Origin of the sequence: Paenirhizobium cremeum (assembly GCF_022884085.1) — a bacterium.
Lineage (GTDB): Bacteria > Pseudomonadota > Alphaproteobacteria > Rhizobiales > Rhizobiaceae > Allorhizobium > Allorhizobium cremeum.
On the sequence record NZ_JAGGCS010000005.1, the window covers coordinates 115,209 to 138,344 of the forward strand.

The 23,136-nt window shown below is 63.1% G+C and carries 23 protein-coding genes and 1 pseudogene; 14 read left to right on the plus strand and 10 right to left on the minus strand.

What is annotated here, in order from left to right; translation table 11 throughout:
• Window positions 1–54: 54 nt before the first annotated feature.
• Window positions 55–741 carry an ArsR/SmtB family transcription factor gene (locus J5N58_RS10940; RefSeq protein ID WP_244710782.1) on the minus strand — a complete coding sequence of 229 codons (687 nt, stop codon included), beginning with the start codon at window positions 739–741 and terminating at the stop codon, window positions 55–57.
• Window positions 742–813: 72 nt separating this feature from the next.
• On the opposite strand from J5N58_RS10940, the gene J5N58_RS10945 reads away from it, so the two are divergent.
• The 6 genes from J5N58_RS10945 (at window position 814) to J5N58_RS10970 (ending at window position 4,739) form a co-directional block, all read left to right on the plus strand.
• Window positions 814–1,143: an NIPSNAP family protein gene (locus tag J5N58_RS10945; protein WP_113338679.1), complete on the plus strand. Its 330-nt coding sequence runs from the start codon at window positions 814–816 to the stop codon at window positions 1,141–1,143.
• On the plus strand, window positions 1,140–1,490 hold the full coding sequence (locus tag J5N58_RS10950) for an antibiotic biosynthesis monooxygenase family protein (RefSeq protein ID WP_113437937.1): 351 nt from the start codon (window positions 1,140–1,142) through the stop codon (window positions 1,488–1,490). The genes J5N58_RS10945 and J5N58_RS10950 overlap by 4 nt, the downstream gene beginning before the upstream one ends.
• Window positions 1,491–1,545: 55 nt before the next feature.
• Complete coding sequence (locus J5N58_RS10955; protein ID WP_112827468.1) at window positions 1,546–2,214, plus strand: GntR family transcriptional regulator; 669 nt, start codon at window positions 1,546–1,548, stop codon at window positions 2,212–2,214.
• Between the two features lie 241 nt (window positions 2,215–2,455).
• On the plus strand, window positions 2,456–3,016 hold the full coding sequence (locus J5N58_RS10960; protein WP_244710945.1) for a biotin transporter BioY: 561 nt from the start codon (window positions 2,456–2,458) through the stop codon (window positions 3,014–3,016).
• A 2-nt stretch (window positions 3,017–3,018) separates the two neighbouring features.
• Window positions 3,019–3,441, plus strand: coding sequence for a DUF1284 domain-containing protein (locus tag J5N58_RS10965; RefSeq protein ID WP_112827290.1), 423 nt, complete (start codon window positions 3,019–3,021; stop codon window positions 3,439–3,441).
• A gap of 167 nt (window positions 3,442–3,608) precedes the next feature.
• Complete coding sequence (locus J5N58_RS10970) at window positions 3,609–4,739, plus strand: site-specific DNA-methyltransferase (RefSeq protein ID WP_113444098.1); 1,131 nt, start codon at window positions 3,609–3,611, stop codon at window positions 4,737–4,739.
• Between the two features lie 175 nt (window positions 4,740–4,914).
• Here the strand turns inward: J5N58_RS10970 and J5N58_RS10975 are convergent, their stop codons facing one another.
• From J5N58_RS10975 to mutY, 5 genes are all read right to left on the minus strand, one after another.
• Window positions 4,915–5,277 carry a nuclear transport factor 2 family protein gene (locus J5N58_RS10975; protein ID WP_112827288.1) on the minus strand — a complete coding sequence of 121 codons (363 nt, stop codon included), beginning with the start codon at window positions 5,275–5,277 and terminating at the stop codon, window positions 4,915–4,917.
• Between the two features lie 323 nt (window positions 5,278–5,600).
• Window positions 5,601–6,656, minus strand: coding sequence for an NAD(P)-dependent alcohol dehydrogenase (locus tag J5N58_RS10980; RefSeq protein WP_112827287.1), 1,056 nt, complete (start codon window positions 6,654–6,656; stop codon window positions 5,601–5,603).
• 158 nt (window positions 6,657–6,814) lie between these two features.
• The gene (locus tag J5N58_RS10985) at window positions 6,815–7,195 is read right to left on the minus strand and encodes a MarR family winged helix-turn-helix transcriptional regulator (RefSeq protein ID WP_162708133.1); all 381 of its coding nucleotides are present in this window, start codon (window positions 7,193–7,195) and stop codon (window positions 6,815–6,817) included.
• Between the two features lie 183 nt (window positions 7,196–7,378).
• A complete protein-coding gene (locus J5N58_RS10990) occupies window positions 7,379–7,990 on the minus strand; it encodes an HAD family hydrolase (protein WP_113338682.1) in 612 nt (203 codons plus the stop codon).
• 3 nt (window positions 7,991–7,993) lie between these two features.
• Complete coding sequence (gene mutY / locus J5N58_RS10995) at window positions 7,994–9,097, minus strand: A/G-specific adenine glycosylase (RefSeq protein ID WP_244710947.1); 1,104 nt, start codon at window positions 9,095–9,097, stop codon at window positions 7,994–7,996.
• Between the two features lie 268 nt (window positions 9,098–9,365).
• Here mutY and J5N58_RS11000 point away from each other — a divergent pair, with 268 nt between their 5' ends.
• The 4 genes from J5N58_RS11000 to J5N58_RS11015 all read left to right on the plus strand — a co-directional run bounded on the left by J5N58_RS11000 (window position 9,366) and on the right by J5N58_RS11015 (window position 14,722).
• Window positions 9,366–9,884: a DUF721 domain-containing protein gene (locus tag J5N58_RS11000; protein WP_112827283.1), complete on the plus strand. Its 519-nt coding sequence runs from the start codon at window positions 9,366–9,368 to the stop codon at window positions 9,882–9,884.
• A 156-nt stretch (window positions 9,885–10,040) separates the two neighbouring features.
• Window positions 10,041–10,718 carry a DsbA family protein gene (locus J5N58_RS11005; protein WP_113338683.1) on the plus strand — a complete coding sequence of 226 codons (678 nt, stop codon included), beginning with the start codon at window positions 10,041–10,043 and terminating at the stop codon, window positions 10,716–10,718.
• 84 nt (window positions 10,719–10,802) lie between these two features.
• Window positions 10,803–14,267 (plus strand): chromosome segregation SMC family protein, encoded by a 3,465-nt coding sequence (locus J5N58_RS11010; RefSeq protein WP_244710784.1) that lies wholly within the window; start codon window positions 10,803–10,805, stop codon window positions 14,265–14,267.
• A 32-nt stretch (window positions 14,268–14,299) separates the two neighbouring features.
• Entirely contained in the window at window positions 14,300–14,722 is a 423-nt protein-coding gene (locus J5N58_RS11015; RefSeq protein WP_162757766.1) for an Ivy family c-type lysozyme inhibitor, read from the plus strand.
• Window positions 14,723–14,765: 43 nt separating this feature from the next.
• Here J5N58_RS11015 and J5N58_RS11020 read toward each other — a convergent pair whose 3' ends face one another.
• A complete protein-coding gene (locus J5N58_RS11020) occupies window positions 14,766–15,761 on the minus strand; it encodes a VOC family protein (protein ID WP_244710787.1) in 996 nt (331 codons plus the stop codon).
• A 305-nt stretch (window positions 15,762–16,066) separates the two neighbouring features.
• Between J5N58_RS11020 and ppdK the strand changes: the two genes are divergently transcribed.
• The gene (ppdK, locus tag J5N58_RS11025; RefSeq protein ID WP_113444095.1) at window positions 16,067–18,733 is read left to right on the plus strand and encodes a pyruvate, phosphate dikinase; all 2,667 of its coding nucleotides are present in this window, start codon (window positions 16,067–16,069) and stop codon (window positions 18,731–18,733) included.
• A gap of 93 nt (window positions 18,734–18,826) precedes the next feature.
• Here the strand turns inward: ppdK and J5N58_RS11030 are convergent, their stop codons facing one another.
• Both J5N58_RS11030 and J5N58_RS11035 read right to left on the minus strand, forming a co-directional pair.
• Complete coding sequence (locus J5N58_RS11030) at window positions 18,827–19,297, minus strand: cupin domain-containing protein (RefSeq protein WP_244710789.1); 471 nt, start codon at window positions 19,295–19,297, stop codon at window positions 18,827–18,829.
• 124 nt (window positions 19,298–19,421) lie between these two features.
• Window positions 19,422–20,267 (minus strand): helix-turn-helix transcriptional regulator, encoded by an 846-nt coding sequence (locus J5N58_RS11035; RefSeq protein WP_244710791.1) that lies wholly within the window; start codon window positions 20,265–20,267, stop codon window positions 19,422–19,424.
• Between the two features lie 242 nt (window positions 20,268–20,509).
• On the opposite strand from J5N58_RS11035, the pseudogene J5N58_RS11045 reads away from it, so the two are divergent.
• Window positions 20,510–20,755: pseudogene (locus J5N58_RS11045) on the plus strand (putative PEP-binding protein); the annotation flags it as partial.
• On the opposite strand, the gene J5N58_RS11050 reads toward J5N58_RS11045, so the two are convergent.
• Entirely contained in the window at window positions 20,749–21,081 is a 333-nt protein-coding gene (locus tag J5N58_RS11050; protein WP_244710797.1) for a hypothetical protein, read from the minus strand. The pseudogene J5N58_RS11045 and the gene J5N58_RS11050 overlap by 7 nt on opposite strands.
• Before the next feature lie 120 nt (window positions 21,082–21,201).
• Here J5N58_RS11050 and J5N58_RS11055 point away from each other — a divergent pair, with 120 nt between their 5' ends.
• Together J5N58_RS11055 and J5N58_RS11060 are read left to right on the plus strand one after the other, a co-directional pair.
• Window positions 21,202–22,137: a hypothetical protein gene (locus J5N58_RS11055; protein WP_244710799.1), complete on the plus strand. Its 936-nt coding sequence runs from the start codon at window positions 21,202–21,204 to the stop codon at window positions 22,135–22,137.
• Window positions 22,138–22,224: 87 nt separating this feature from the next.
• Entirely contained in the window at window positions 22,225–23,133 is a 909-nt protein-coding gene (locus J5N58_RS11060; protein ID WP_244710801.1) for a DUF1499 domain-containing protein, read from the plus strand.
• Window positions 23,134–23,136: the final 3 nt, after the last annotated feature.

Below are 23,136 nucleotides of genomic sequence, written 5' to 3' on the forward strand. Positions count from 1 at the left end.
TCTGATCGGTATCTTTTCAAGAGGCGACTGAGAGAGTGAGGGGGCGGGGAAAACTCAATCTGCTGTCGGAAACATGACGGCGAAACGCCGTTCGCCCTCGGGGCTGAAATGGATCACGCGGCTGCCGCTTTCCCGTCGCGCGAGGCCGCTATCGAGGAAATGGGAAAGCAGCGCCCGCCCGAGCGAACCGGAGAGATGCGTGCGACGCTCGCTCCAGTCGAGGCATGCCCGGCAGAGCGGGCGTCTGAGCGCCTTCAGTATATCGACGTCGATGCCATGGCTTGCGACCAGTCTTTCGCCGGCTTCCGTCAGATGCGGGTGTTCTTCGTCGCCTGCGATGGCGCCTGTCGCGCGCAAACTGTCGAGCATGCGCACGCCGTAGTCTCCGGCAAGATGGTCGTAGCAGATCCGCGCCTTGCGCAGCGCCGGCTCCTTCGGTCCTGTCCGATGCCTCAGGTGTCCGCGGCTTGCGGCAAATCCCATGAGGCTTTCGATCAGCGTCCCGACACCGGCATCGGCGAAGGTGAAATAGCGGTGGCGTCCCTGCTTGCGTTGGCGAATCAGGCCGCCTTCTTCAAGCTTGGCGAGATGCGAGCTTGCGGTTTGCAGGGTGATTCCGGCCGCGCCGGCAAGCTCCGTCGCCGTCAGCGCGCCACCTCCCATCAGCGAAAGCAGCATGTTGGCGCGGGCGGGATCGCCGATCAGGGCGGCGATGCGGGCAATATCGGGTCCTTCTTTCATACTTCGATCGTAACCGAAGTATGCTCTATCGGCAACATGGCAGAAGGAGGTATGAAGCAAAGGAGAATGCCAATGATTACCTGTGTCATCCGCTATGAGATCGATCCCTTCGCCAAGGAGGAGTTCGCAACTTATGCCCGCAACTGGGGCGAGGCCATTCCGCGCTGCGGCGCCGATCTCGTCGGATATTTCGCGCCGCATGAGGGCTCGTCGACCACTGCCTACGGCATCTATCACCTGGAGAGCCTCGCAGAATACGAAGCCTATCGCGCCCGGCTCGCCGAAGATCCCCTCGGGCGGGAAAATTACCAGTTCGCCGCCCGCGAGAAGTTCATCATCCGCGAGGATCGTCTCTTTCTGAAATGCGTGTCCACACCCCATGCGGCGAGGGTCGCGCGATGATTGCCGTGATCTTCGAGGTCGTGCCTTATCTTGGCGCCCGGAGCGCCTATCTCGATGTCGCGGCTGAACTGCGGCCCCAACTGGAGAAGATGGATGGATTTCTCTCGGTCGAGCGTTTCGAGAGCCTGACCCTGCCGGGAAAGATCCTGTCGCTTTCCTTCTGGCGAGATGAGGAGGCGGTGGCGCGCTGGCGCAATCTTTCCGAACATCGCGCCGCCCAGGCAATGGGAAGGGAAGGTGTCTTTGCCGATTACCGGCTTAGGGTTGCGCATGTCTTGCGAGACTACGGTTTCGACCGGCGCAATGAGGCGCCGGAGGACAGCAGGGCAATCCATTCCGCTCCTTGATCTTGCCGCCCGGCTTGCCTCGACAAGCCGGGCACCGCCGACTATGCATGTCCACATGCAGAAAGATCAGGACGATACGATTGCGAGCCGCATCAGCCGGGCCCTTGCCGAGCGCATCATTCATGGTGAACTCGTGCCGGGCTCCCGGCTCGCCCAAGACCATATCGCCGAGGAATTCGGCGCGAGCCATGTGCCGGTGCGCGAGGCTTTCCGTCGTCTCGAGGCGCAGGGCCTCGTCATCAGCCTGCCGCGCCGCGGTGTGCGTGTCGCCTCCTTCGACTTGAAACAGGTGCGCGAAGTGGCGGAAATGCGGGCCGCCCTTGAGGTTCTCGCCTTGAAACATGCCGCGCCAAACATGACGCCCGATGTGCTCGATGCCGCTGAGCGGGCGGCGAGCGATGCCGACGCGGCGAGGGATGTGCAGGCCTGGGAAGAGGCAAACCGCCGTTTCCACCGTCTGATCGTTTCCACCTGCGATATGCCGCGACTGCTGGCAGTTATCGACGACCTGCATGCCGTCAGTGCCCGCTTTCTCTTCGTTGCGTGGCGGGCGGGCTGGGAGGCCAGGACCGACCACGACCATCGGGCCATTCTCTCCGCACTGCGCCAGGGCAGGGCATCCGACGCCTGCGCCATTCTCGAGCGGCACGTACAGTGGATTGGCCGAACGCCCATGCCGAAGGCCGGGGCGCGCGAGGACGAAGGCTTCGCCATCGTCGGCTAGAAATTATAGATAAAATTGAATGGTGAATAATATCTTCATAAATTATTGATTGTGAAGAATTATTTCTTGAATTCCTCGTGCTTCATTCCTTTTTTGAAGCCGGGTTTCCACGCAGTTGTACCATTCGCTCTCTATGGTATCGGCCGCAGGAGCTTGCTCGGAATCAAAAAATAGATAAAAAGACTCGCGCTGAGTAAATTATCTATAAAATGGAGATCCCATGCCCTTCGCTTCTTCTTCCATGAGTGGTCGTTTCGACCCGTTCGGTATCGCCGCGCGTCCGGCGGGCGTTCGCGCTCTTCTGGTGCTCGCCGGTACGGCCGTGCTTGCGCTTGCCTCGCAGATCTCCGTGCCGATGGTGCCGGTCCCGATCACCATGCAGACCTTTGCTATCACCATGATCGGCGTGCTCTATGGCTGGCGTCTCGGTGCTGCGACCGTGCTGGCGTGGCTCGGCGAGGCGGCAATCGGCCTGCCGGTGCTGGCAAATGGTGCCGGCGGGCTTGCCCCGTTCATGGGGCCGACATCAGGCTATCTTGTGTCCTTCCCGATCATCGCGGCGCTTGCCGGCTTGCTCGCCGAAAAAGGCTGGACGGGCGAACGTGTCGTGCTCAGCTTTTCGGCACATGTTCTCGCCAATATGCTCTGCCTTGCAATCGGCGGCGCGTGGCTGATGCTCCTTCTCGGCGTGGAAAAGGGCCTCGCCCTCGGTGTGGTGCCGTTCATTCTCGGCGGTGTCCTGAAATCCGCTTTGGCCGCAGCCGTCCTGATGGCGATCGGACGCCATTTCGTACGGAGTTGAAGGTGGCGGTCCGTCTCCGCGCCCATCATCTTCTGTGCATGTTGACATTCGTCGGCAGGGGATATTCGCCGCGATTCACCGCCAATTACGAGGCCCTGGCGCGGCGGCTTTCCCGCGGAGAAACTATCGTCATCGTTGAGGGGCCGGACGATATCTGCACCCCTCTGCTCGAAGACGAGAACGCTCCTCATTGCCTCGGCGAAAGCGTTTGCGGTCGCGATGCCGAGGCGCTTGCCGCGGTCTCGGACCTGCTCGGGCGTCCGTTGTCCGCTGGCTCCTCAATCGTGCCTGGAGCAAACCTGTTCAGAAAGCTTCGCCTTCACTTTTCATCCGGCGGGCTTCGTGCGGCCTGTATCGGGTGCGAGTGGGGGAGCCTTTGCGACCATGTGGCGGAAGGCGGATATCGCGAGGTGTGTATCCGTTGATTTGCAGGCGGCGACATCGATCGCCGCCTGTGCATTTCCAGCGCCCTTTGTGCCGTCCTGAAGCTTACCAATGGAAATTCGCCAGCGTCATTCAGCCTTTGGTAACCAAACTCGGTAACCATAAGCCTCGTATCCCCGTGCTGCGTCAGCGTAACAGTGAGTATCCGATGGCTTCCGTATTTCCGCTCGCCGATCTTCGCCGTTCCAACGATCCTTTTTCCTGGGTCGACAGCATCATCAAGGGCGATTGCGTCGCTGCGCTCGAAGCGCTTCCCGACAAATCCGTCGATGCGATTTTCGCCGATCCGCCCTATAATCTGCAGCTTGGTGGCACCCTGCATCGTCCCGACCAGTCGCTGGTCGATGCCGTCGATGACGAATGGGACCAGTTCGCATCCTTCGAAGCCTATGATGCCTTCACCCGCGCCTGGCTGCTTGCCTGCCGCCGCGTTCTGAAACCGACCGGCACCATCTGGGTGATCGGCTCCTATCACAACATTTTTCGCGTCGGCGCGACGTTGCAGGATCTCAATTTCTGGATCCTGAACGATATCGTCTGGCGCAAGACCAATCCCATGCCGAACTTCAAGGGCCGGCGGTTCCAGAATGCCCATGAGACCATGATCTGGGCATCTCCCGATCCGAAGGCCAAGGGCTACACCTTCAACTACGATGCTCTGAAGGCGTCGAACGACGACGTGCAGATGCGCTCCGACTGGCTGTTTCCGATCTGCGCCGGTGGCGAGCGCCTGAAGGACGAAGACGGCAAGAAGGTGCATCCGACCCAGAAGCCGGAAGCCCTGCTGGCCCGCGTCATCATGGCATCCACCAAGCCCGGAGACATCGTGCTCGACCCGTTCTTCGGCTCGGGAACCACGGGTGCGGTCGCCAAGCGTCTCGGCCGTCATTTCGTCGGCATCGAGCGCGAGCAGGATTATATCGAGGCTGCCTCTGCGCGCATCGCTGCCGTCGAGCCGCTCGGCAAGGCGGAACTCACCGTCATGACCGGCAAGAAGGCCGAGCCGCGCGTTGCCTTCAACACGCTGGTCGAAAGCGGTCTGGTCAAGCCGGGTCAGGTACTGACCGATGCCCGCCGTCGCCATTCGGCAATCGTGCGCGCCGATGGCACCATCGCATCCGGCGGCGAGGCCGGCTCCATCCATCGCCTCGGCGCTCGTGTCCAAGGGCTCGATGCCTGCAATGGCTGGACCTTCTGGCACTTCGAGGACGGCAACGGCCTTCGTCCGATCGACGAACTCAGGGCTGTCATTCGCAGCGGCATGGCGAAGCTGGGCTGATTTCCAGCCGAACGCCGTCCACCGGTGGCGGGTCGAGGTTCTGAACCGGACGATCCACCTGCTTATGCAAACCGCGACCCGATCTCCGGAATTTCTCCGGCCGGTTAAGTACCTCTAGTCCCGGCGGGAGACCTTGACGCCCGGTGTGCCACGCACCGGGCGTCATTTCGCTTTATCAGACCTTGTAGTCGGTCACTTCCACCGAGACGATCTTGCCGTCGGCGTTGAAGGTGATCGTTTCCTCGCCGAAGCGGATGAGCGGTTCTCCCGTCTGCGCATGGGTCGCTTTCAGACGCCAGACCGAGCGTGCGGCCGAGGCCGAAACGACCTCGATCAGTTCGTCGGTCGCGACCTGGTCCGGATAGGTTTCGAAATAACGGCGAAAGGCCGCCAAGATATCCGACTTGCCCTTCAATCCACCGACCTTGACGGAACCGTAAACCGCGTCCTCGGCGAAGAAATCGTCGATTGCGTCGAAGTCCAGCGCGTTGATGGCCTCGTGAAAAACACGCACCGCATGGGCCGGATCGAAACTCATGCATCATTCCTTTCTGTGCAAAGCAAGAAGAATGACCCAGCTTTAGCCCCGAAGGGCTATTGACGGAAGGACAGCCCCGGGCAAGTTTTGGTCAGTATGAATATTCGAAAATAATCACGGAAGGGGAGGAGGGTTCCCAACCGCAATAATGCCTCTCAGGAGTCCGCTACGGCGAGCTGTCGGGAAGGTGTGCTTCTATTCCAATTCGGCCGCCTTGGCGGTTGGACTGGCGCAGGATGGGAACCGCCAGACCCGCCTGCGCCAGAACTTTTTTGCGCGGTCTTTCTGCGATGCACGGGCCAAGGCGCCAAGGCGCCAAGCCCTCAGGCCATTTCCGCCTTCAGCGTCGCCATGTCGATCACGAACCGGTATTTGACGTCGCGATGTTCCATGCGGGCAAAGGCCATGTTGATGTCCTGCATCGCAATCGTTTCGGTGTCGGGCAGGATCTGGCGCTCCGCGCAGAATTGAAGGAGTTCCATCGTCTCGGCTATGCCCCCGACGAGGGATGCGGAAACCCGCTTTCTGCCCCGCAACAGGGATTCCGGCGTGATCGAACCATGGCTGGCGAGGCTGCCCACGACGACGAGCGAGCCTTCGAGGCTCAGGAGATCGAGATAGACGGAGAGGTCGTGGGGGACGGGAATCGTGTCGAGAATATAGTCGAGATGGCCCGACGCCTCCGCCATGGCGCGCTCGTCGGAACTGAGCACGACATTCTTTGCCCCGAGCTTCAGCGCATCCTCGATCTTGGTCGGCGATGAGGTGATGACGGTAACCTGAGCGCCGAGCGCCACTGCAAGCTTGACCGCGATATGGCCGACGCCGCCGAGGCCGACGATGCCCACGCGGCTGCCCGCGCCGATTTCCCACCGGCGAAGGGGAGACCAACCCGCTATGCCGGCGCACAGCAGCGGCGCGGCTCGGTTCATGGCAAGGCCCTGCGGGAGCCGCATGACGAATTCTTCCGATACGACGATACCGGTGGAATAACCGCCATAGGTGACGTCGCCGCTCACCCGGTCGCGACCGTTATAGGTCAGTGTAGGACGGTTCAGGCAATATTGCTCCTCGCCGGCGGCGCAATGGGCGCATTCGAGGCAGGCATCGACGATGGGGCCGACGGCGACGATGTCTCCGGGCCGGAATTTCCGCACCGAACTACCCACGGCAAGCACCCGGCCGACGATCTCCTGGCCCGGCACCACGGGGTAAACCGTATTCTGCCAGTCGTTGCGCGCTTGATGCAGATCGGAATGGCAGACACCGCAATAGAGGATGTCGATCTCGACATCCTCGGGTCTGGGTTTGCGCCGATCGAATGTCCACGAGATCATCCGGCCGCCTACTTCCGACGCGGCATAACCTTTCGCAATCATCGACAGCCTCCAGCCCGTGGCGGAACGGAATCACAGCCTTCCCGCCCCGAAACGGCATTCCGGTGGCGGATGAAACCGGAACGCCGGGTTCGGTGGGGGACGAACCGGTCACTTTTGAAGTGACCTAGTTATAACTATACGGATTACGTAGTGTTCGTCTACCGAATTTTTGCGTCGCGACGCAGGGATTGCGTTTTCTCCGCGATCTGCTCCATGAGGTGAATATAGACGTCGCGTTCGTCGGAATTAAGAAATTCCAGAATCCTTTCGCAACTTGCCCGTTTGGCGGTGGTGATTTGATCCTGTAACTGCTGACCGAGTGGCGTAAGCCGCAGCCGCACCGTCCGCCGGTCCTCTTCGCTGCGCCAGCGCTCGACAAGGCCCTTGCGGACGAGCCGGTCGACGACGGTGGTGGCCGTGGAGAGCGGCGAGGAGAGTTCGTTCGCCACGTCGCCCATGATGCAGCCCGAGGAAGCGCTGACGAAGGCGATAACCGAAAGATCGGAAAGGTTGAGGTTGGAATAGGGCGTGTTCGCCATGGTCCGACACTCCACCTTGAAGAGCGGCGCCATTCGGCGCATGCATTCCCAAAGTCGTTCCGCGTCTTCCGGCCTGACCATTTTTTCATTTACCTCACTGTCTTGCCGCCCTGATTTGGGGCGGCTTGTTTATCGTGGCGCGGTTGCCATGCCGAGGCAACCGGCAAGGCCGGTCTCTCTCTGTCAGTGTGTGACGCCGAGGCTGGCGAGATCACATTTCAGCTGCTCCGCACCGACAAACTGCACGGCGTTCCAGCCGGCGGCTTTTGCGCCCTCAACATTCTCCAGTACATCGTCAATGAAGAGCGTGGCTGACGGTTCCAGCCCGAAATCCTCCGTGTGTCGCTGATAGATTTCGATATCCGGCTTGATGAGACCGATCTCGCCGGAAACCGTGACGCCGCGCGGCCGGTTCAGGAAGGGATAGATTTCCCGTGCTTCCCTGAATGTGTCTGCGGCGAAATTGGTCAGCATGGTGACGTCGTGTCCGGCATCGATCAGGCCGTTCAGAACCTCGACGCTGTCCTGATAGGCATAGGGCACCATGGCGCGCCAGTTCTGGCGAAAGGCACGGATATGCGCCTCCCTCTCCGGAAACCGCGCAAGGAGTTCTGCCTCGGCATCGATCCAGCTGCGCCCGCGGTCCTGCTCCAGGTTCCATGCGCTGGTGCAGACATTGGCGAGAAACCAGCGGCGCTCGGCCTCGTCCGGGATGATCTTCGAATAGGGAAGATTGGGGTCGTAATGGATCAGGACCTTGCCGATATCGAAAACGATGTGGCGGATTGCGGGCATGATTTATCCTCTTTCGATCGGGAAGGCTTCCGGAATGGCCTGCGAAATCGCCTTTTTCATCACCGTTGGCAAGGCTTGGGCATCAAGATTTGCGACATCCTCCCACCAGCCGTGAATTCGGACGTCATCGGGCGCCGGTCCATGAAACCGGTAAATGCTCAGGCGAAGCTCGAAATGGGTGAAGACGTGGGTGACCGTTCCGCATGCCTTCCATTCGGCGGCGAAGGGGGCGGCGGATATGCCGGTTTCGCCGTCCTTGCGGGAGTTCCAGTCGGTGGTCGGCACTTCCGTCATGCCGCCCAACAGGCCGGTTTCCACGCGCCGGCGCAGGAGCACATTGCCATCCAGATCGACCGCAACAAACGCAGCACCCAGCCGGACCGGCTTTTCCTTTTTGGCGGCCTTGACCGGAAACCGTTCCGGATCGTCCCCTTCGAGAGCGCGACAGTCGCCGCGGAACGGACAGAGCGCGCATGCAGGCCGCCTCGGGGTGCAGATGGTTGCCCCCAGATCCATCATGGCCTGGGCAAAATCCCCCGGCCGATCGGAGGGCGTCAATTCCGCCACGCGCGCCTTCATTGCGGGTTTCGATCCGGGCAGCGGCGCGTCGATGGCGAAGAGGCGGGAAATCACCCGCTCGACATTGCCGTCCATGACCGCGGCAGGGCGGTTGAAGGCGATGGCGGTGACGGCCGCCGCGGTATAATCTCCGATGCCGGGGAGGCTGCGAAGCCCGTCTTCCGTATCGGGAAAGCGCCCGCCATGGAGGCTTGCGACCGCTTCGGCGCATTTCTTCAGGTTGCGGGCGCGGGCGTAATAGCCGAGCCCGGCCCAGGCCGCCATCACGTCTTCCGAAGGTGCCGCCGCCAGCGCGTCGACGGTCGGCCAGCGCGTCACGAACTTGGCAAAATAGGCCTTCACCGCCTGCACGGTGGTCTGCTGCAGCATCACTTCGGAAAGCCAGATGTGATAAGGATCGGGCCGGACGCCGCGGGCGGCCATTGGCGGCGACACCCGCCATGGCAGGTCGCGGTGATGGCGGTCGTACCAGTCGAGCAGCTCTTGTGCGAGCGTGCGCCCTGTTGTCGGAGCGGGGGAGGTTTTCATCGGCTGGAAGATAGGGGCAGCGCCGCTCTTCGCCAATTGCCTCCTGCGTAAAAGTTGGGGAATGCAGTCTGCCTCGGCGGTGCGGGGAATGGAACATGCCAACGGATTGATGCCCGTGTCGCGCCCCTTGTCTTTTTGTCGGCGTTCCCGCCAACTCCCTTTTTACGGGGACGCCGGTGATCGGCGACGTAAAGACGTGGTATGAATTCGATGACTGCTATATGGAGGCGAAGTGCTTCGCTCCCTTGGAACAGGATGATGGCGGGTTATGACCCTCGATGAAAAATCCCAGCGGTTCAGGCGTCGGGGAGAAATCCAGATCTCCGAGATCGCCAACGGCATCATCGATCCCGTCCTCGCGCGGCGGGCGGGGATCTCGACGGCGCTGCTCGGCTCGTGGGATGAAATCGCCGGCGCAAACTTTGCCGAATGTTCGCGCCCCGAAAAGATAGCCTGGCCGCGCCGTGGCGATCCGGGTGACGAGGGCGGCCACCGGCCCGGCGTGCTGACGATTGCCTGCGAGGGGGCAAGGGCGCTTTTTCTCTCCCATGCGCAGGGCGAACTGATCGCTCGCATCAACGGTTTCTTCGGTTATCCCGCGATCGGCCAGATCCGCATCGTGCAAAAGCCCGTCTCCACCGCGTCGCTCAGGCCGTCCCGCCCGCGCAAGCTGGAAGGGGAGAAGGCAAAACGGCTTGCCGCGATGATGGAAGGCATCGAGGACGAAAAACTCAGGCAGGCGATTGAACGGCTCGGCACGGGCGTTCTGTCGCGGCGCAAGCGCTAACGCAGAGTCGTCATCCGGCAAACATGAAGAAGAATTAATCTCTTAGCGGCGGAAAGGTCACGATTCTTTGATGAAACGGCATTTCCGCCGCCTTGTTTGCGGCCGCGTCGCATTATAACGGTGGTTCGAACTCAAAATAGCTCCAACAGGTGTCCCATGCCGAACCTTGAATTGAAACTCACCAAGCGCAGCCTGCTGAGCGGCATTGCCGCTGCCGGTGTCGGCGTGACGTTCGCCTCGACTGCGGCGGCCGTAGATATTCCGCAGCCCGACCGCGACGTGGACATGGAGGAAGTGTTGAAGCCGGGTCCGCTCAAGGACATGGCGCTCGGCGATGCCAACGCTCCGGTCAAGATCGTCGAATACATGTCGATGACCTGCCCGCACTGCGCCAACTTCCACGCCAAGACCTTCGATACGATCAAGGAAAAGTATATCGACACCGGCAAGGTCTATTTCATTCTCCGCGAATTCCCGTTCCCGCGTGATACGGCATCGCTTGCAGCCTTCATGCTGGCGCGTTGCACCACGGAAGACCGCTACTTCCCCTTCGTCTCGATGCTCCTCAAGCAGCAGATGGCCTGGGCCGCTCCGGCCGACAACGACGTGCGCTCCGCCATGCTGCAATTGTCGAAACTCGGCGGTTTTACACAGGAGAGCTTCGATGCCTGCTTGACGAACGCGCAGCTTGCCGCTGATGTGACGGCGGGCAGGGATCGTGCGGCCAAGGATTTCGGCATCCAGTCGACGCCGACCTTCCTGATTAATGGCAAGAGCTATTCTGGGGACATGTCGGTTGAAACCATGTCGGCGCTCATCGACAGCTTGCTCTGATCCGCGCTTCGGACTGATGTCGGGCGGCGGCGGTACCCGCGCGCCCGATGTCTGCTCGCCGGTCCTCGTCGGCGGAGAGGTTGCATGAAGTTCAATCGCCTCCGTCTTCTCGGCTTCAAATCCTTCGTCGAGCCGACCGAATTCATCATCGAGCGGGGCCTGACCGGTGTCGTCGGTCCAAACGGCTGCGGCAAGTCCAACCTTGTCGAGGCCCTTCGCTGGGTGATGGGCGAAAACTCTTACAAGAACATGCGTGCGTCCGGCATGGACGACGTGATCTTCTCCGGTTCCGGCAACCGCCCGGCGCGCAATACCGCCGAGGTCGGGCTCTACCTCGACAATTCCGACCGCACCGCGCCCGCCTCCTTCAACGATGCCGACGAGATCCAGGTGACGCGCCGTATCGAGCGCGGCGAGGGGTCCGTCTATCGCATCAACGGCAAGGAAGCCCGCGCCAAGGATGTCCAGCTTCTCTTCGCAGATGCTTCCACCGGCGCCCGCTCGCCCTCCATGGTCGGGCAGGGCCGTATCGGCGAACTCATTCAGGCAAAGCCTCAGGCGCGGCGGCAACTGCTGGAAGAAGCGGCCGGCATTTCCGGCCTGCATTCGCGCCGTCACGAGGCGGAGCTCAGGCTGCGTGCCGCAGAGACCAATCTTGAACGCCTGGAAGACATCACTGCCCAGCTCGAAAGCCAGATCGAGAGCCTGAAGCGTCAGGCCCGTCAGGCCAACCGCTTCAAGATGCTCTCCGCCGATATCCGGGCGCATGAAGCCATCCTCTTGCATATCCGCTGGAGCCAGGCCAAGCAGGCCGAGGGCGAGGCGGAAAGCGCGCTGAATCAGGCAACCGCCATCGTCGCCGAGAAGGCGCAGGCGCAGATGGAGGCGGCAAAGGCCCAGGGTATTGCCAGCCTGAAGATGCCGGAACTGCGCGAGGAGGAAGCGCGCGCCGCCGCCGCTCTCCAGCGTCTGCAGATTGCCCGCACCCAGCTTGACGAGGAGGCGAGCCGCCTTCTCAAGCGACGCGACGAACTCACCCGGAGGCTGGCGCAGCTCGGCGAAGACATCCGGCGCGAAGAAAGCATGGTCGCGGACAACGCCGAAGTGCTCGAGCGGCTCGCGGCGGAAGAGACGGAGCTTGAGGAAATCCTGGCCGATGCCGGCCGCTACGGCGAGGAGGCGCGCGAGACCTTCGAGGCCGCGGCTGCAACGCTTGCCGGGAGCGAGAAGCGTTTTGCGGCGCTGACCGCCGAGCGTGCCGAAGCCGCCGCCGGTCGTAACCAGCTGGAGCGCCTGATCCGCGATCTTGCCGACCGCCGCCAGCGTATCGAACGGCAGGTGGAAGAGGCTGCCCGCGAACTGGACCAGATCGCCGCGCGCATCGCCGCGCTTCCGGACCCCGAAGAAAAGCGGCAGATGGTGGAGGCGGCAGAACAGGCGCTTTCAGACAGCGAGGCTGCGGTGGCGGACGTGGAAACGGCTCTCGCCGACGCTCGCCGCAGCGAGAGCATGCTGCGCGCGCCGCTTGAGGCTGCCCGCTCGAAGCTCAATGGGCTGGAAACCGAAGCGCGGACGATCAGCCGCATGCTGTCCTCCGCCGCCGCGGGCGATTTCTCGCCCGTTGCCGAGGAATTGACGGTCGACCGTGGTTTCGAGACGGCGCTGGGCGCAGCGCTCGGTGACGATCTCGACAGTTCTCTCGATCCCGCAGCACCCGCCCATTGGGCGGATAACGGCGATGGTGCAGGTGACCCGCCACTGCCTGAAGGGGTGGTTCCGCTTGCCGCTCACATGACCGCGCCGGCAGCGCTTACCCGCCGCCTGCGCCAGATCGGTATTGCCGACGAGGCCTCGGCGCTGAGGCTGATGTCGCAGCTTCGTCCCGGCCAGCGGCTGGTAACGAAGGATGGCGCTGTCTATCGCTGGGACGGTCATGTGACGGGTTCCGAAGCGCCGAGCGCCGCCGCCCTGCGACTGGCGCAGAAGAACCGCCTCGCCGAAATCGAGGGCGAGGCGGAAGAGGCGCGTTACGCGCTTTCCGAGGCCGAGGAACGCCTTGCGGAAGCGATGGAAGCGATCCGCATGGAGGAGGGTAGGCTTTCGGAAGCGCGCGAGATGCAGCGCCTTTCGGTTCGCCACCTTGCCGATGCACGCGAAGCACTGACCCAGGCGGAGCGTGCCTCCGGCGATCTCGTGCGCCGTCGCGTCGTGATCGAAGAGGCGGTCAACGGCCTGAAGGGCCAGATCGAGGAAATTCTCGAACAGGAAGAAAACGCCCGCATCGAGATGGAGGAAACGCCGGATCTTTCCGCCCTCGACAGCCGTCTGCGCGAGGCCGAGGCCGAGGTCGCCACCGACCGTGGCAGGCTTGCAGAGGCGCGCGCCCGTTTCGAAGGACTTGCTCGCGAGGACGAGAGTCGCCGCCGCCGCATTCTGGCGATCCGGCAGGAGCGCTCCACCTGGCAGGCGCGCGCCAGAAGCGCGGAAGACCATATCGCCACCCTGCGGGAGCGCGAGGCGGAAGCGCAGGACGAAATGGTGGCGTTGGAACTTGCGCCCGACGAATTCGATGAGAAGCGCCGTGCCCTGCTGTCGGAACTGGACAAGGCCGACAGGGCGAGGCGCGAAGCCGCCGACCGCCTGATCGAGGCTGAAGGACGTCAGCGTGAGGCCGACAAGAAGGCCGCCGCCGCCCTTTCCGAACTTGCAGAAAGCCGGGAGAAGCGGGGCCGTGCGGAAGAGCGTCTCGTTTCGGCGCGCGAATGGCGCAAGGAAGCCGAACAGCGCATTCAGGAAGCCTTGAATGTGCCCCCGCACGAGGCGTTCCGGCTGACCGGCCTGAAAGACCCGGCGGAGATCCCGGATCTTCGAGAGGTGGAACGCGATCTCGACCGCCTGCGGATCGAGCGCGAGCGTCTGGGCGCGGTCAACCTTCGCGCCGACGAGGAGCAGAAAGAGCTTTCCGACAAGCTCGAAGCGCTGGTCAAGGAACGCGACGACGTGATCGACGCGATCCGTAAGCTGCGCGGTGCGATCCAGAGCCTCAACCGGGAAGGCCGCGAACGACTGATTGCCGCCTTCGACGTGGTCAACGCCCAGTTCCAGAGACTTTTCACCCATCTGTTCAATGGCGGCACGGCCGAGCTTCAGCTTATCGAGAGTGACGATCCGCTGGAGGCAGGTCTCGAAATTCTCGCCCGCCCGCCCGGCAAGAAGCCGCAGACGATGACGCTGCTTTCCGGCGGCGAGCAGGCGCTGACGGCCATGGCGCTGATCTTTGCGGTGTTCCTCACCAATCCCGCGCCGATCTGCGTGCTGGACGAGGTGGATGCGCCACTCGACGACCACAATGTCGAGCGCTACTGCAACTTGATGGACGAGATGGCGGCTTCGACAGAAACCCGTTTCGTCGTCATCACCCACAATCCGATCACCATGGCGCGCATGAACCGGCTGTTCGGGGTGACAATGGCCGAGCAGGGCGTATCGCAGCTCGTTTCCGTCGACCTCCAGACCGCCGAGCAACTGCGCGAGCGGGAAGCGGTGTGATCGACAGGTGGCAGACATCGGGCAGGATGCGCATGAGAGCCACCATCACCGCTAGTCTCGCTGCTTTCGTTCTTCTGACGCTCACTCCTTTTGGGCGGGCGGACGACCAGCCGACGCTCTCGGGAAACTTCCTGCCCTCCGTCCTCGCGTCGTCCGAAGCGCATCGCACTTCGCTGACCAAGGTCATCAAGGGCAGACAGCGCATGCCCGTCTGGGTAAGGTCTATGATGAACAATCCCCGCTACGTATCGCTTGCTTCGGAGAAGGTGGAGGTTGAGGGACGCCCGATGCAGTTCTTCAAGACCTGCGAGCCGAGAACTTGCGTGGACAGCGAGATGCGGGTGCTTTTTTCCGCCGATGGCAAGCATGCGGTGGTGCTGGTGCGCGACAAAAAACGAGGGGAGCAGTTTCTCGGCGACCCGAGCGCCGGGGAAAAAGAAGCGCTGGCGCGTTAGCTCTCTGCGCCAGCTTGAAGGCGGCCTGTTCGCTCGCCGGATTTCACACCTTTGCCAGACGAACGCGAGTGCCCCACGGATCTGCAGCCTCGATGCCGTTATCCGTTTCGGTAAAGGTGAAGCCCTGCGCCTTCAGCCGTTCCTTCTGCCGGTCGATGATCGCGGCATCAGCTGTCGTCAGCGAGAACCAGTCGAGGCCGGTCGTGGCCTCGTTGCGCTGGCCGGCATTTTCGCTTTCCCAGATATTGGCGCCGATGTGGTGGTGATAGCCGCCGGATGAGAGGAAGGATGCACCGCGCTCGTCTGAGCCGGAGGTGACGTCCAGCCCGAGGCCTGCCTGATAGAAGGAACGGGCCTTTTCGAGTGCGCCCACCTTCAGGTGGATGTGGCCGATCCTGAGCGCTGGGGGAGCGTTCGTGTAGACATCCCGGTCTGTGCCGGTTCCGGTTTTCTCCAGTATGTCGTCGACGTCGAGCGGCTTGGTTCCCATGGTCACGCGGCCCTCGTTCCACACCCAGCCTTCCTTTGACCGGTCGGAATAGACCTCGATGCCGTTGCCTTCCGGGTCTGCAAGGTAGACCGCTTCGCTGACGCTGTGATCGGCAAATCCGACAAGCGGGATCTGGTTGATCGCCACATGCACCAGCCACTGTGCCAGATCCGTCCGCGACGGCATCAGGAAGGCGGTGTGGTAGAGCCCGGCTTCGCCGCCTGCCTCGTATTCCGCATTCGGCCGGTTCAACAGGTTCAGGAGAGGCGTCCCGCCGGCCCCGAGCGTGACCATATCGGCATCCTGGCGGATCACCTCGAAGCCGAGCATCTGCTGGTAATAGCGCTTGAGTAGCGCCATGTCCTTGGCCCTGAGACTGACTTCGCCGACATGGACGGGGGTGGTGAGCGCGAAGGGCAGGGAAGAGGCGGTCCGCGGCGCAACTGGTGCCGCCAGTCCTTCTGCCCGAAGAGCGCCGGCCATGGCGCCGACAAGGCTCACGCCGCCGCAAAGCTTGAGAAGGGTTCTTCGGGTAAGGGCGGCGCTCATCGGATTTTCCTGTCGATTGTGTCCCGTTCGGGATACATGCCCGCGGGTCACGGTGCATCTCACAAGTGCGTGTGTTCTTGCGCCCTTACACCAACCCCGTTTCCGATACTGCGATGTCCGCCGCGGGAAGCCGGTGAAGAAGGCGCACATCTTCATGGGGGCCGGAGGCGAACGGTCGACCGGCGTTTCCGAGACCCTGCCGCAATTATGATGCATTGCAGCATGAAGATCGGGAAGCGGCGTTCCCAAGCATTCATATTTGCTGTAAAGCGTCGGGAAACAGCCTGTCTGGGTGGAGAAGAGGCATGAGGAAGTGGGTATACACCTTCGGCAATGGAAAGGCCGAGGGTGGAGCGGGGGATCGCGAACATCTGGGAGGCAAGGGCGCCAATCTCGCGGAGATGGCGAGCCTCGGTCTTCCGGTGCCGCCGGGCCTCACGATCGTCACCGATGCCTGTTCCTGGTATTATCAGAATGGCCGTGGATTGCCCGATGACCTGAAGGAGCAGGTGCTGGAAGGTATAAAGGGCATGGAGCTTGCGACCGGACGCGGCTTCGGCGATGCCAGCCAACCGCTGCTTCTTTCCGTCCGCTCCGGCGCCCGCACCTCCATGCCCGGCATGATGGACACCGTTCTGAACCTCGGCCTCAACGACCACACGGTCGAGGCGCTGGGCCACAATGCCGGTGACGCCCGCTTTGCCTGGGACAGCTATCGCCGCTTCATCCAGATGTATGGCGATGTCGTCATGGGCCTCGACCACGAAGTCTTCGCGGAGATTCTGGAAGACGAGAAGGCGCGGTTCGGCCATGAACTCGACACTGACCTGTCCGCCGTCGAATGGCAGCATGTCACAGCCCTGTTCAAGAGGGTGATCGAAGAGGAACTGGGCGAATCCTTCCCGCAGGACCCGCATGTCCAGCTATGGGGTGCGATCGGCGCCGTCTTCCGCAGCTGGATGAACCCGCGCGCCGTGACCTATCGCATGCTCCACAACATTCCGGTGGAGTGGGGAACGGCCGTCACCGTTCAGGCCATGGTGTTCGGCAATCTCGGCTCGACCTCGGCAACCGGAGTCGCCTTCACCCGCAATCCCTCGACCGGCGAGAAGTCGCTCTACGGCGAATTCCTCGTCAATGCCCAGGGCGAGGATGTCGTGGCCGGCATCCGCACGCCTCAGTCCATCACCGAGACGGCACGGATCGATTCCGGCTCCGACAAGCCATCGCTGGAAAAGGTGATGCCGGATGCGTTCGCCGAGTTCAGCCGTATCTGCGAGCGGCTGGAATCGCACTATCGCGACATGCAGGACCTCGAATTCACCATCGAGCGCGGCAAGCTGTGGATGCTCCAGGCCAGAAGCGGCAAGCGCACCACCAAGGCGGCGATGAAGATCGCCGTCGACATGGTGTCCGAGGGGCTAATCAGCGAGGAAGAGGCGGTCTTGCGTATCGAGCCCGCCTCGCTCGACCAGTTGCTGCATCCGACCATCGATCCCAGGGTCGACCGACACGTCATCGGTTCTGGCCTGCCGGCCTCGCCCGGCGCTGCGACCGGCGAAATCGTCTTCACCGCGGAAGAGGCGGTCGAGGCGGAGGAAGAGGGGCGCAAGGTCATCCTCGTGCGCGTCGAGACCAGCCCGGAAGACATTCACGGCATGCATGCGGCCGAGGGCATCCTGACCACGCGCGGCGGCATGACCAGCCATGCGGCCGTCGTCGCCCGCGGCATGGGCATTCCCTGCGTTGCCGGTGCCGGCACCATGCGGGTCGACCTCAGGAACGAACTGCTGATCGGCATGGGCGTCACGCTGCGCAAGGGCGATATCATCACCATCGATGGCTCCTCCGGCCAGGTTCTCAAGGGCGAGGTGCCGATGTTGCAACCGGAGCTTTCCGGCGATTTCGCGCAATTGATGGAATGGGCCGACAAGACGCGCCGCATGACGGTGCGCACCAATGCCGACACTCCCGTCGATGCGCGTGCCGCGCGCTCCTTCGGCGCCGAGGGCATCGGCCTCTGCCGCACGGAGCATATGTTCTTCGAGGGCGACCGCATCCAGGTGATGCGCGAGATGATTCTCGCCGAGGACGAGACGGGACGGCGTGCCGCGCTCGACAAGCTCCTGCCGATGCAGCGCTCCGACTTCACCGAGCTTTTCGTCATCATGCATGGTTTGCCGGTGACGATCCGCCTGCTCGATCCACCGCTGCACGAATTCCTGCCGAAGACCGACGAGGAAATCGCGGAAGTGGCCGAAGCCATGGGAATGGACGCGCAGTTCCTGCGACAGCGGGTCGATGCGCTGCATGAATTCAACCCGATGCTCGGCCATCGTGGCTGCCGGTTGGCGATCTCCTATCCGGAGATTGCCGAAATGCAGGCGCGCGCGATCTTCGAGGCGGCCGTGGCCGCCGCCCGCGAGACCGGCGCCCCGGTTGTGCCGGAAATCATGGTGCCGCTCGTCGGGCTGCGTTCCGAACTCGACTACGTCAAGGGCTGCATCGACCGGATCGCAAGAGAAGTCATGACCGAGGCCGGGCTCGAAATTTCCTATCTCGTCGGCACGATGATCGAACTGCCGCGCGCCGCGATCCGCGCCCATGTCATCGCCGAAGCCGCCGAATTCTTCTCCTTCGGCACCAATGACCTGACGCAGACGACCTTCGGCATGTCGCGCGATGATGCTGCCGCCTTCATTCCAATCTATCAGAAAAAGGGCATTATCGAGCAAGACCCGTTCATATCGCTCGATTTCGACGGCGTCGGCGAGCTGATCCGCATCGCCGCCGACCGCGGCCGCCAGACCCGGCCCGACATGAAGCTCGGCATCTGCGGCGAACATGGCGGCGACCCGGCCTCGATCCATTTCTGCGAGGATGCCGGGCTGGACTATGTCTCCTGCTCGCCCTTCCGCGTGCCGATCGCCAGGCTGGCGGCGGCCCAGGCGGCGATCAAGGCGAAGGCGTGAGGACTTCCGGAGTGGCTGGCCTCTCACCCGAATAGCTCGCTTCCACCTTCAGGACCATCGAACCGGTCCTGAAGGCGCATGACGTGCTGCGGTTCAATCCGCCAGCGGTGCATCGATCGGCGGGCCGACGATTTCCATGCCGAATTCCAAAGCAAGCTGCGGAATGTCCGCGGTCGGGCGGCCCTTCATCGCCGGCATGAACTGTTCGAAGCCGCCGGGGGTGAGCAGCACCACCATGCGCAGCGGCGTCGTCTCGAAATTGCGGAAGGCATGCGGCTTGCCGCGCGGAATGGCGGCAAAGCCGCCCGGGCCGGTGCGGAAGCGTTCGCTGCCGCAGATGAAGTCGCCGATGCCTTCAAGCACGTAGAGCACTTCGTCGGCATCGTGATGGATATGCAGCGGCGGTCCCGATTGCGGTGCGACGATGATCTCCGTCAGCGAGAAGGCGCCGTTGGTGTGCTGGCTTTCGACGCGCATGGCAATCTGCTCGCCGGGCAGCGGCTGGAACCAGTCGCGGCTCTCGGCGGAGTGGAAAAGATGGGTGCTCAGTCCTTTGTCGGTCATGTCGGTCACTCCTTCTCTGAATGTTCGAGCCACCGGGCGAGGACCGGCGGCGGCGAGACCCTAGACAGGGAGGGACGGGCATTCCTGCACGCATCCGGCACGACTGGAACGAAACCGATGGAAATCAGGCCCGGCCGCGGCGCCAGCGAAACGGGCTCACGCCGGTCTGCCGGAGGAAGGTGCGGGAGAAATGGCTCTGGTCGGCGAAGCCGCAGGCCTGGGCGATTTGCGAGATCGGCAGCTCCGAGCGCAACAGCAGATCCTTGGCTCGCGCGATCCGCCGCGCCTGCAGCCAGCCATGCGGCGTCTGCCCGGTCGAGGCCCGGAAGGCACGGGTAAAATGGTCCGGCGAAAGGCCGAGCGCCCGCGCGATTTCGCGGATCGAGGTCGATCGCCCGGAGGCATCGTCCAGCATTTCCAGCGCTCGGCGCTCCTGCCAGGCCGCGAGCCCGCCGCGTGCCGGTCGATGACCTGAGGTTATTCCGCCATAGCGCCGCACGAAATGGGCGCCCAGGCCCAGCAGCAGATGTTCGTTGAGCAGGCCGTTCACCTCCGCCTCCGGCGTCGCGAGCGCCTCGACGAGGACCGGCGCCAGCTGATCGACCAGCGGGTCGGTCGTGCGCCAGGGGTCGGGGGCGCGCAGTCCCGCGATTGTATCGGCATCGGCGCCGTCCACCACATGCTCGATGGCGCGCACGGGCACATGGAACATCAGCGTGTCGACCGGATGCAGCAAACGCCCGCAGGCATCACCCAAACGCAGGTCGATAATGTTGAGCGTCCCGCGCCGCGCGGCATCCGGACGCTCCAGCCGCCCGTCGAGCTTGAACTCGTGCGCCGGATGGTCGCGCAGCTGGTAGAGCACGACAAAGGCCTCTTCGCCGGTCATTTTCGCCACATGCTCCCGCCCGGCAACAATCTGTGGCCTGAATCGGGTGACGCTGATCGCCGACTCTCCGGCGGGCGCCATCAGCGCCGGCTGACATCCCGGAAAGGCCGGGCGGCGAAGCGAGGTGGATTGTCTCATTCTCTGCATGGCGCATCTCTAAGATCCGGGAGAGCGCCGTCCCATTCGCCCAGTCCGGTGATCCCGGCCCGGATTGTGCATGTTTCGAAGGTAGAGAAAAGTGCCATCTCAGGTCACGCGTTCTGTTTTCGCGGCCGGGCGCCGCCGCTGCCCGGCGAGCCGGAAATCACCGCGTCACTGGTCGGCCGCTCTTCGAGCGCGATTTCGACGGCGTCGGCGAACTGATCCGCATCGCCGCCGACCGGGGCCGCCAGACGCGACCCGACATGAAGCTCGGGATCTGCGGCGAGCATGGCGGCGATCCGGCCTCCATCCATTTCTGCGAGAGCGCCGGGCTCGATTACGTCTCGTGTTCGCCCTTCCGCGTGCCGATTGCCCGGCTCTGCGCCGCGCAGGCGGCCATCGGCAAAGCCGCGAAAGTGGATCAGTAGCCGGGAACGGCTGGCACCTCTCGCCGAAGATCCGGCTCGTCGTGAATGAAGGTGATCTGCAGCGTCGCCATCCGTTCGGATGCCGGATCGGACGTGCCCGCCGTCTCGGCAGGCTGGTCGATGTGAATGCACCCTTCGTTCAGCAAGGCATGGAATCTGGGATAGGCGCCTGCGGGCAGCGTTATGCGGATGGTGTTCATGATGTTTGAATACATCTGCACGTCATCGATCCATCCGCCAAGTGCATTGACGGTGTCGAAGACGAAGCTGGTGGCGTCCTTTCTCTCCCGCCGCGTGATGGCGCTGAGCATAAGCAGCCGGTTCATGGTCGATTTCCGGGTGAAGACCTGCTTTTCGACATTGCGCGGGGAGCGGATGACAAATCAAGCGGTTTGTGGAATAGCCGGTTGCCAACAGCAAACCGCATCAGCAGGGAAGCGGCCCGAATGACCAAACGGCGCCAGCAGCAACGCGCGAAGAAAAGACGGCAGGGGCAGGCGGGGACCGCCTCTCCGCCGGCAGCGGCAATTCCTGCCGCCGGGCAGGAGCAATCGCCCGTTCCCGCCGGAACGCGGCCGGATTTTCTCCGCATCCTCCGGACCTCCTCCTTCCGCTGGTCGCTTTCGCTGCTGTTGTTCGGCTTCTTCTTGCTGCTTCTGTCGCAGACGATCCCCCACGACTACGGTTTCCTGGAACTCGGTTTTCTCTTCACGCTGTCGATCTACGATATCGTTCTGGCCATGCTTGGCCTCGCCGTTGCCTGCGCGATGGCGCCGCGCGCCGCCGACATGCGGACGATCGTGCTGGTCTTCTTCGCCGTATTGGCCGGCATGCTCATGTTTTTCGATCCGATCTTCCGGGCGATCTTCGCAAGCCCGCTCGGCGAATACCTGTTCCTGATCGCGCCGGCCGCCGTCATGCTGACGGGGGCGTCCCTGTGGGTTGCCGGCGTATGGCGCCAGCGTGTCGTTCTGCTCGCCGCGGCTGTCGTGGCCTTCTCGCTGTCTCTGTTCATCGGGCTTGACGATCTGGGCATCGGCATTTTCGATTTCACCGCCGGCAGCGTGCTTTGCGCGCTGTGGCTGGTCGTGGCTCCGGCCCTCCCGCTTCGCCGGTTCCGCGGGCCGTGGCTCACCATTCCCTCCCGCATCATCGGAAGCTGGCTGGTGGTCATCGGCATCATCGTCCTTGCTTCGCTTTACGTGCCGTTGCCGGTCAAGGCGCCGTCGCTGCCGGATCCCTCCATGCCGGACGGCGGGGCGACCATGGAACTGCAGATTCCCGACGATGGGTCTGCCCCGACGCTGAACGGGGAGGAACTGCCGCTCGATCTGTTGGAGCCGGGTGACGGGCTGGAGGCTCCCGATCCGTCATCGCAGTGATCCGGGCCGCTTGTCGGTCTCGCGGGCAGCGGCTAAACAAGGTGTTGACGTGCTTCGCTTTCTCCCCGCCATCACCGGTGCCTGCAGATGACCATCCGCTACGACCGTCCCGTCTCCCGATCGGCCTTTCTGGCGATGCGGCTCGGCTTCTTTTCGGCCGGTATGCTGGTGCTGGTCATCCTTGCCCATCGTTTCGGTCCCTTGAAAGCGCCGGACTTCGTAGCCCTCGTTCTTTTGTCGGGCATACCGGCGGCGCAGGCGGTTCCGCTGGCGCTGATCGGCCTTGCGCGGCTCTGGTATGTGGGCGCGCTCGGCGGCATCGCCGCGTTGAAGGCGCTTGTCTATGCCGCAATCCCGCTGGCCCTGATCGGCTTCGCGGCCTTTCGTTACTTCGAGCGCCCGCCGATCTACGACGTTTCGACGGACCTTGTCGATCCGCCCGGCTGGCTGATGCCCCCCGACGCCGACCAGCGCTGGCTGCAGCGACCGCCGATCACGCCGGAAAGCCGCGAACTGCAATATCTTGCCTATCCCGGTCTGACCGGGCGGCGTTACGACGGTGCGCTGGACCGCGTGTATGAAGCGGTCCGGAAAGTTGCCGACCAGAGCCGGCTTGAGATCGTCGCAAGCCGGGGCCAGGAATATGCGATGCCGGAATTCCAGCCGCGTGCCGCGGCGGCGGCGGAAGAGGAGAACGCCGATGCTTTGCCGCGCAGCGTCCCCGTGCCGCGTCCGCGTCCGGAGCCCAAGACCGCGCCTGTCTATGCCGAGGCTGAGCCCGAGGGAACCGTGCGCATTCAGGCGAAAACCCGAACCCTCCTGCTCGGCCTGCCGTTCGACGTGCTGATCCGTCTGCGCGAGGAAGCCGAGATGACCCTCGTCGATGTCCGGGTCGAAAGCCGCTACGGTCCCCACGATCTCGGCATCGGTACCGAAATCGCCGAACATTTCCTGCATATGCTGGATGCTGAGTTGCTCGGCATCGCCGGTGACTGACGG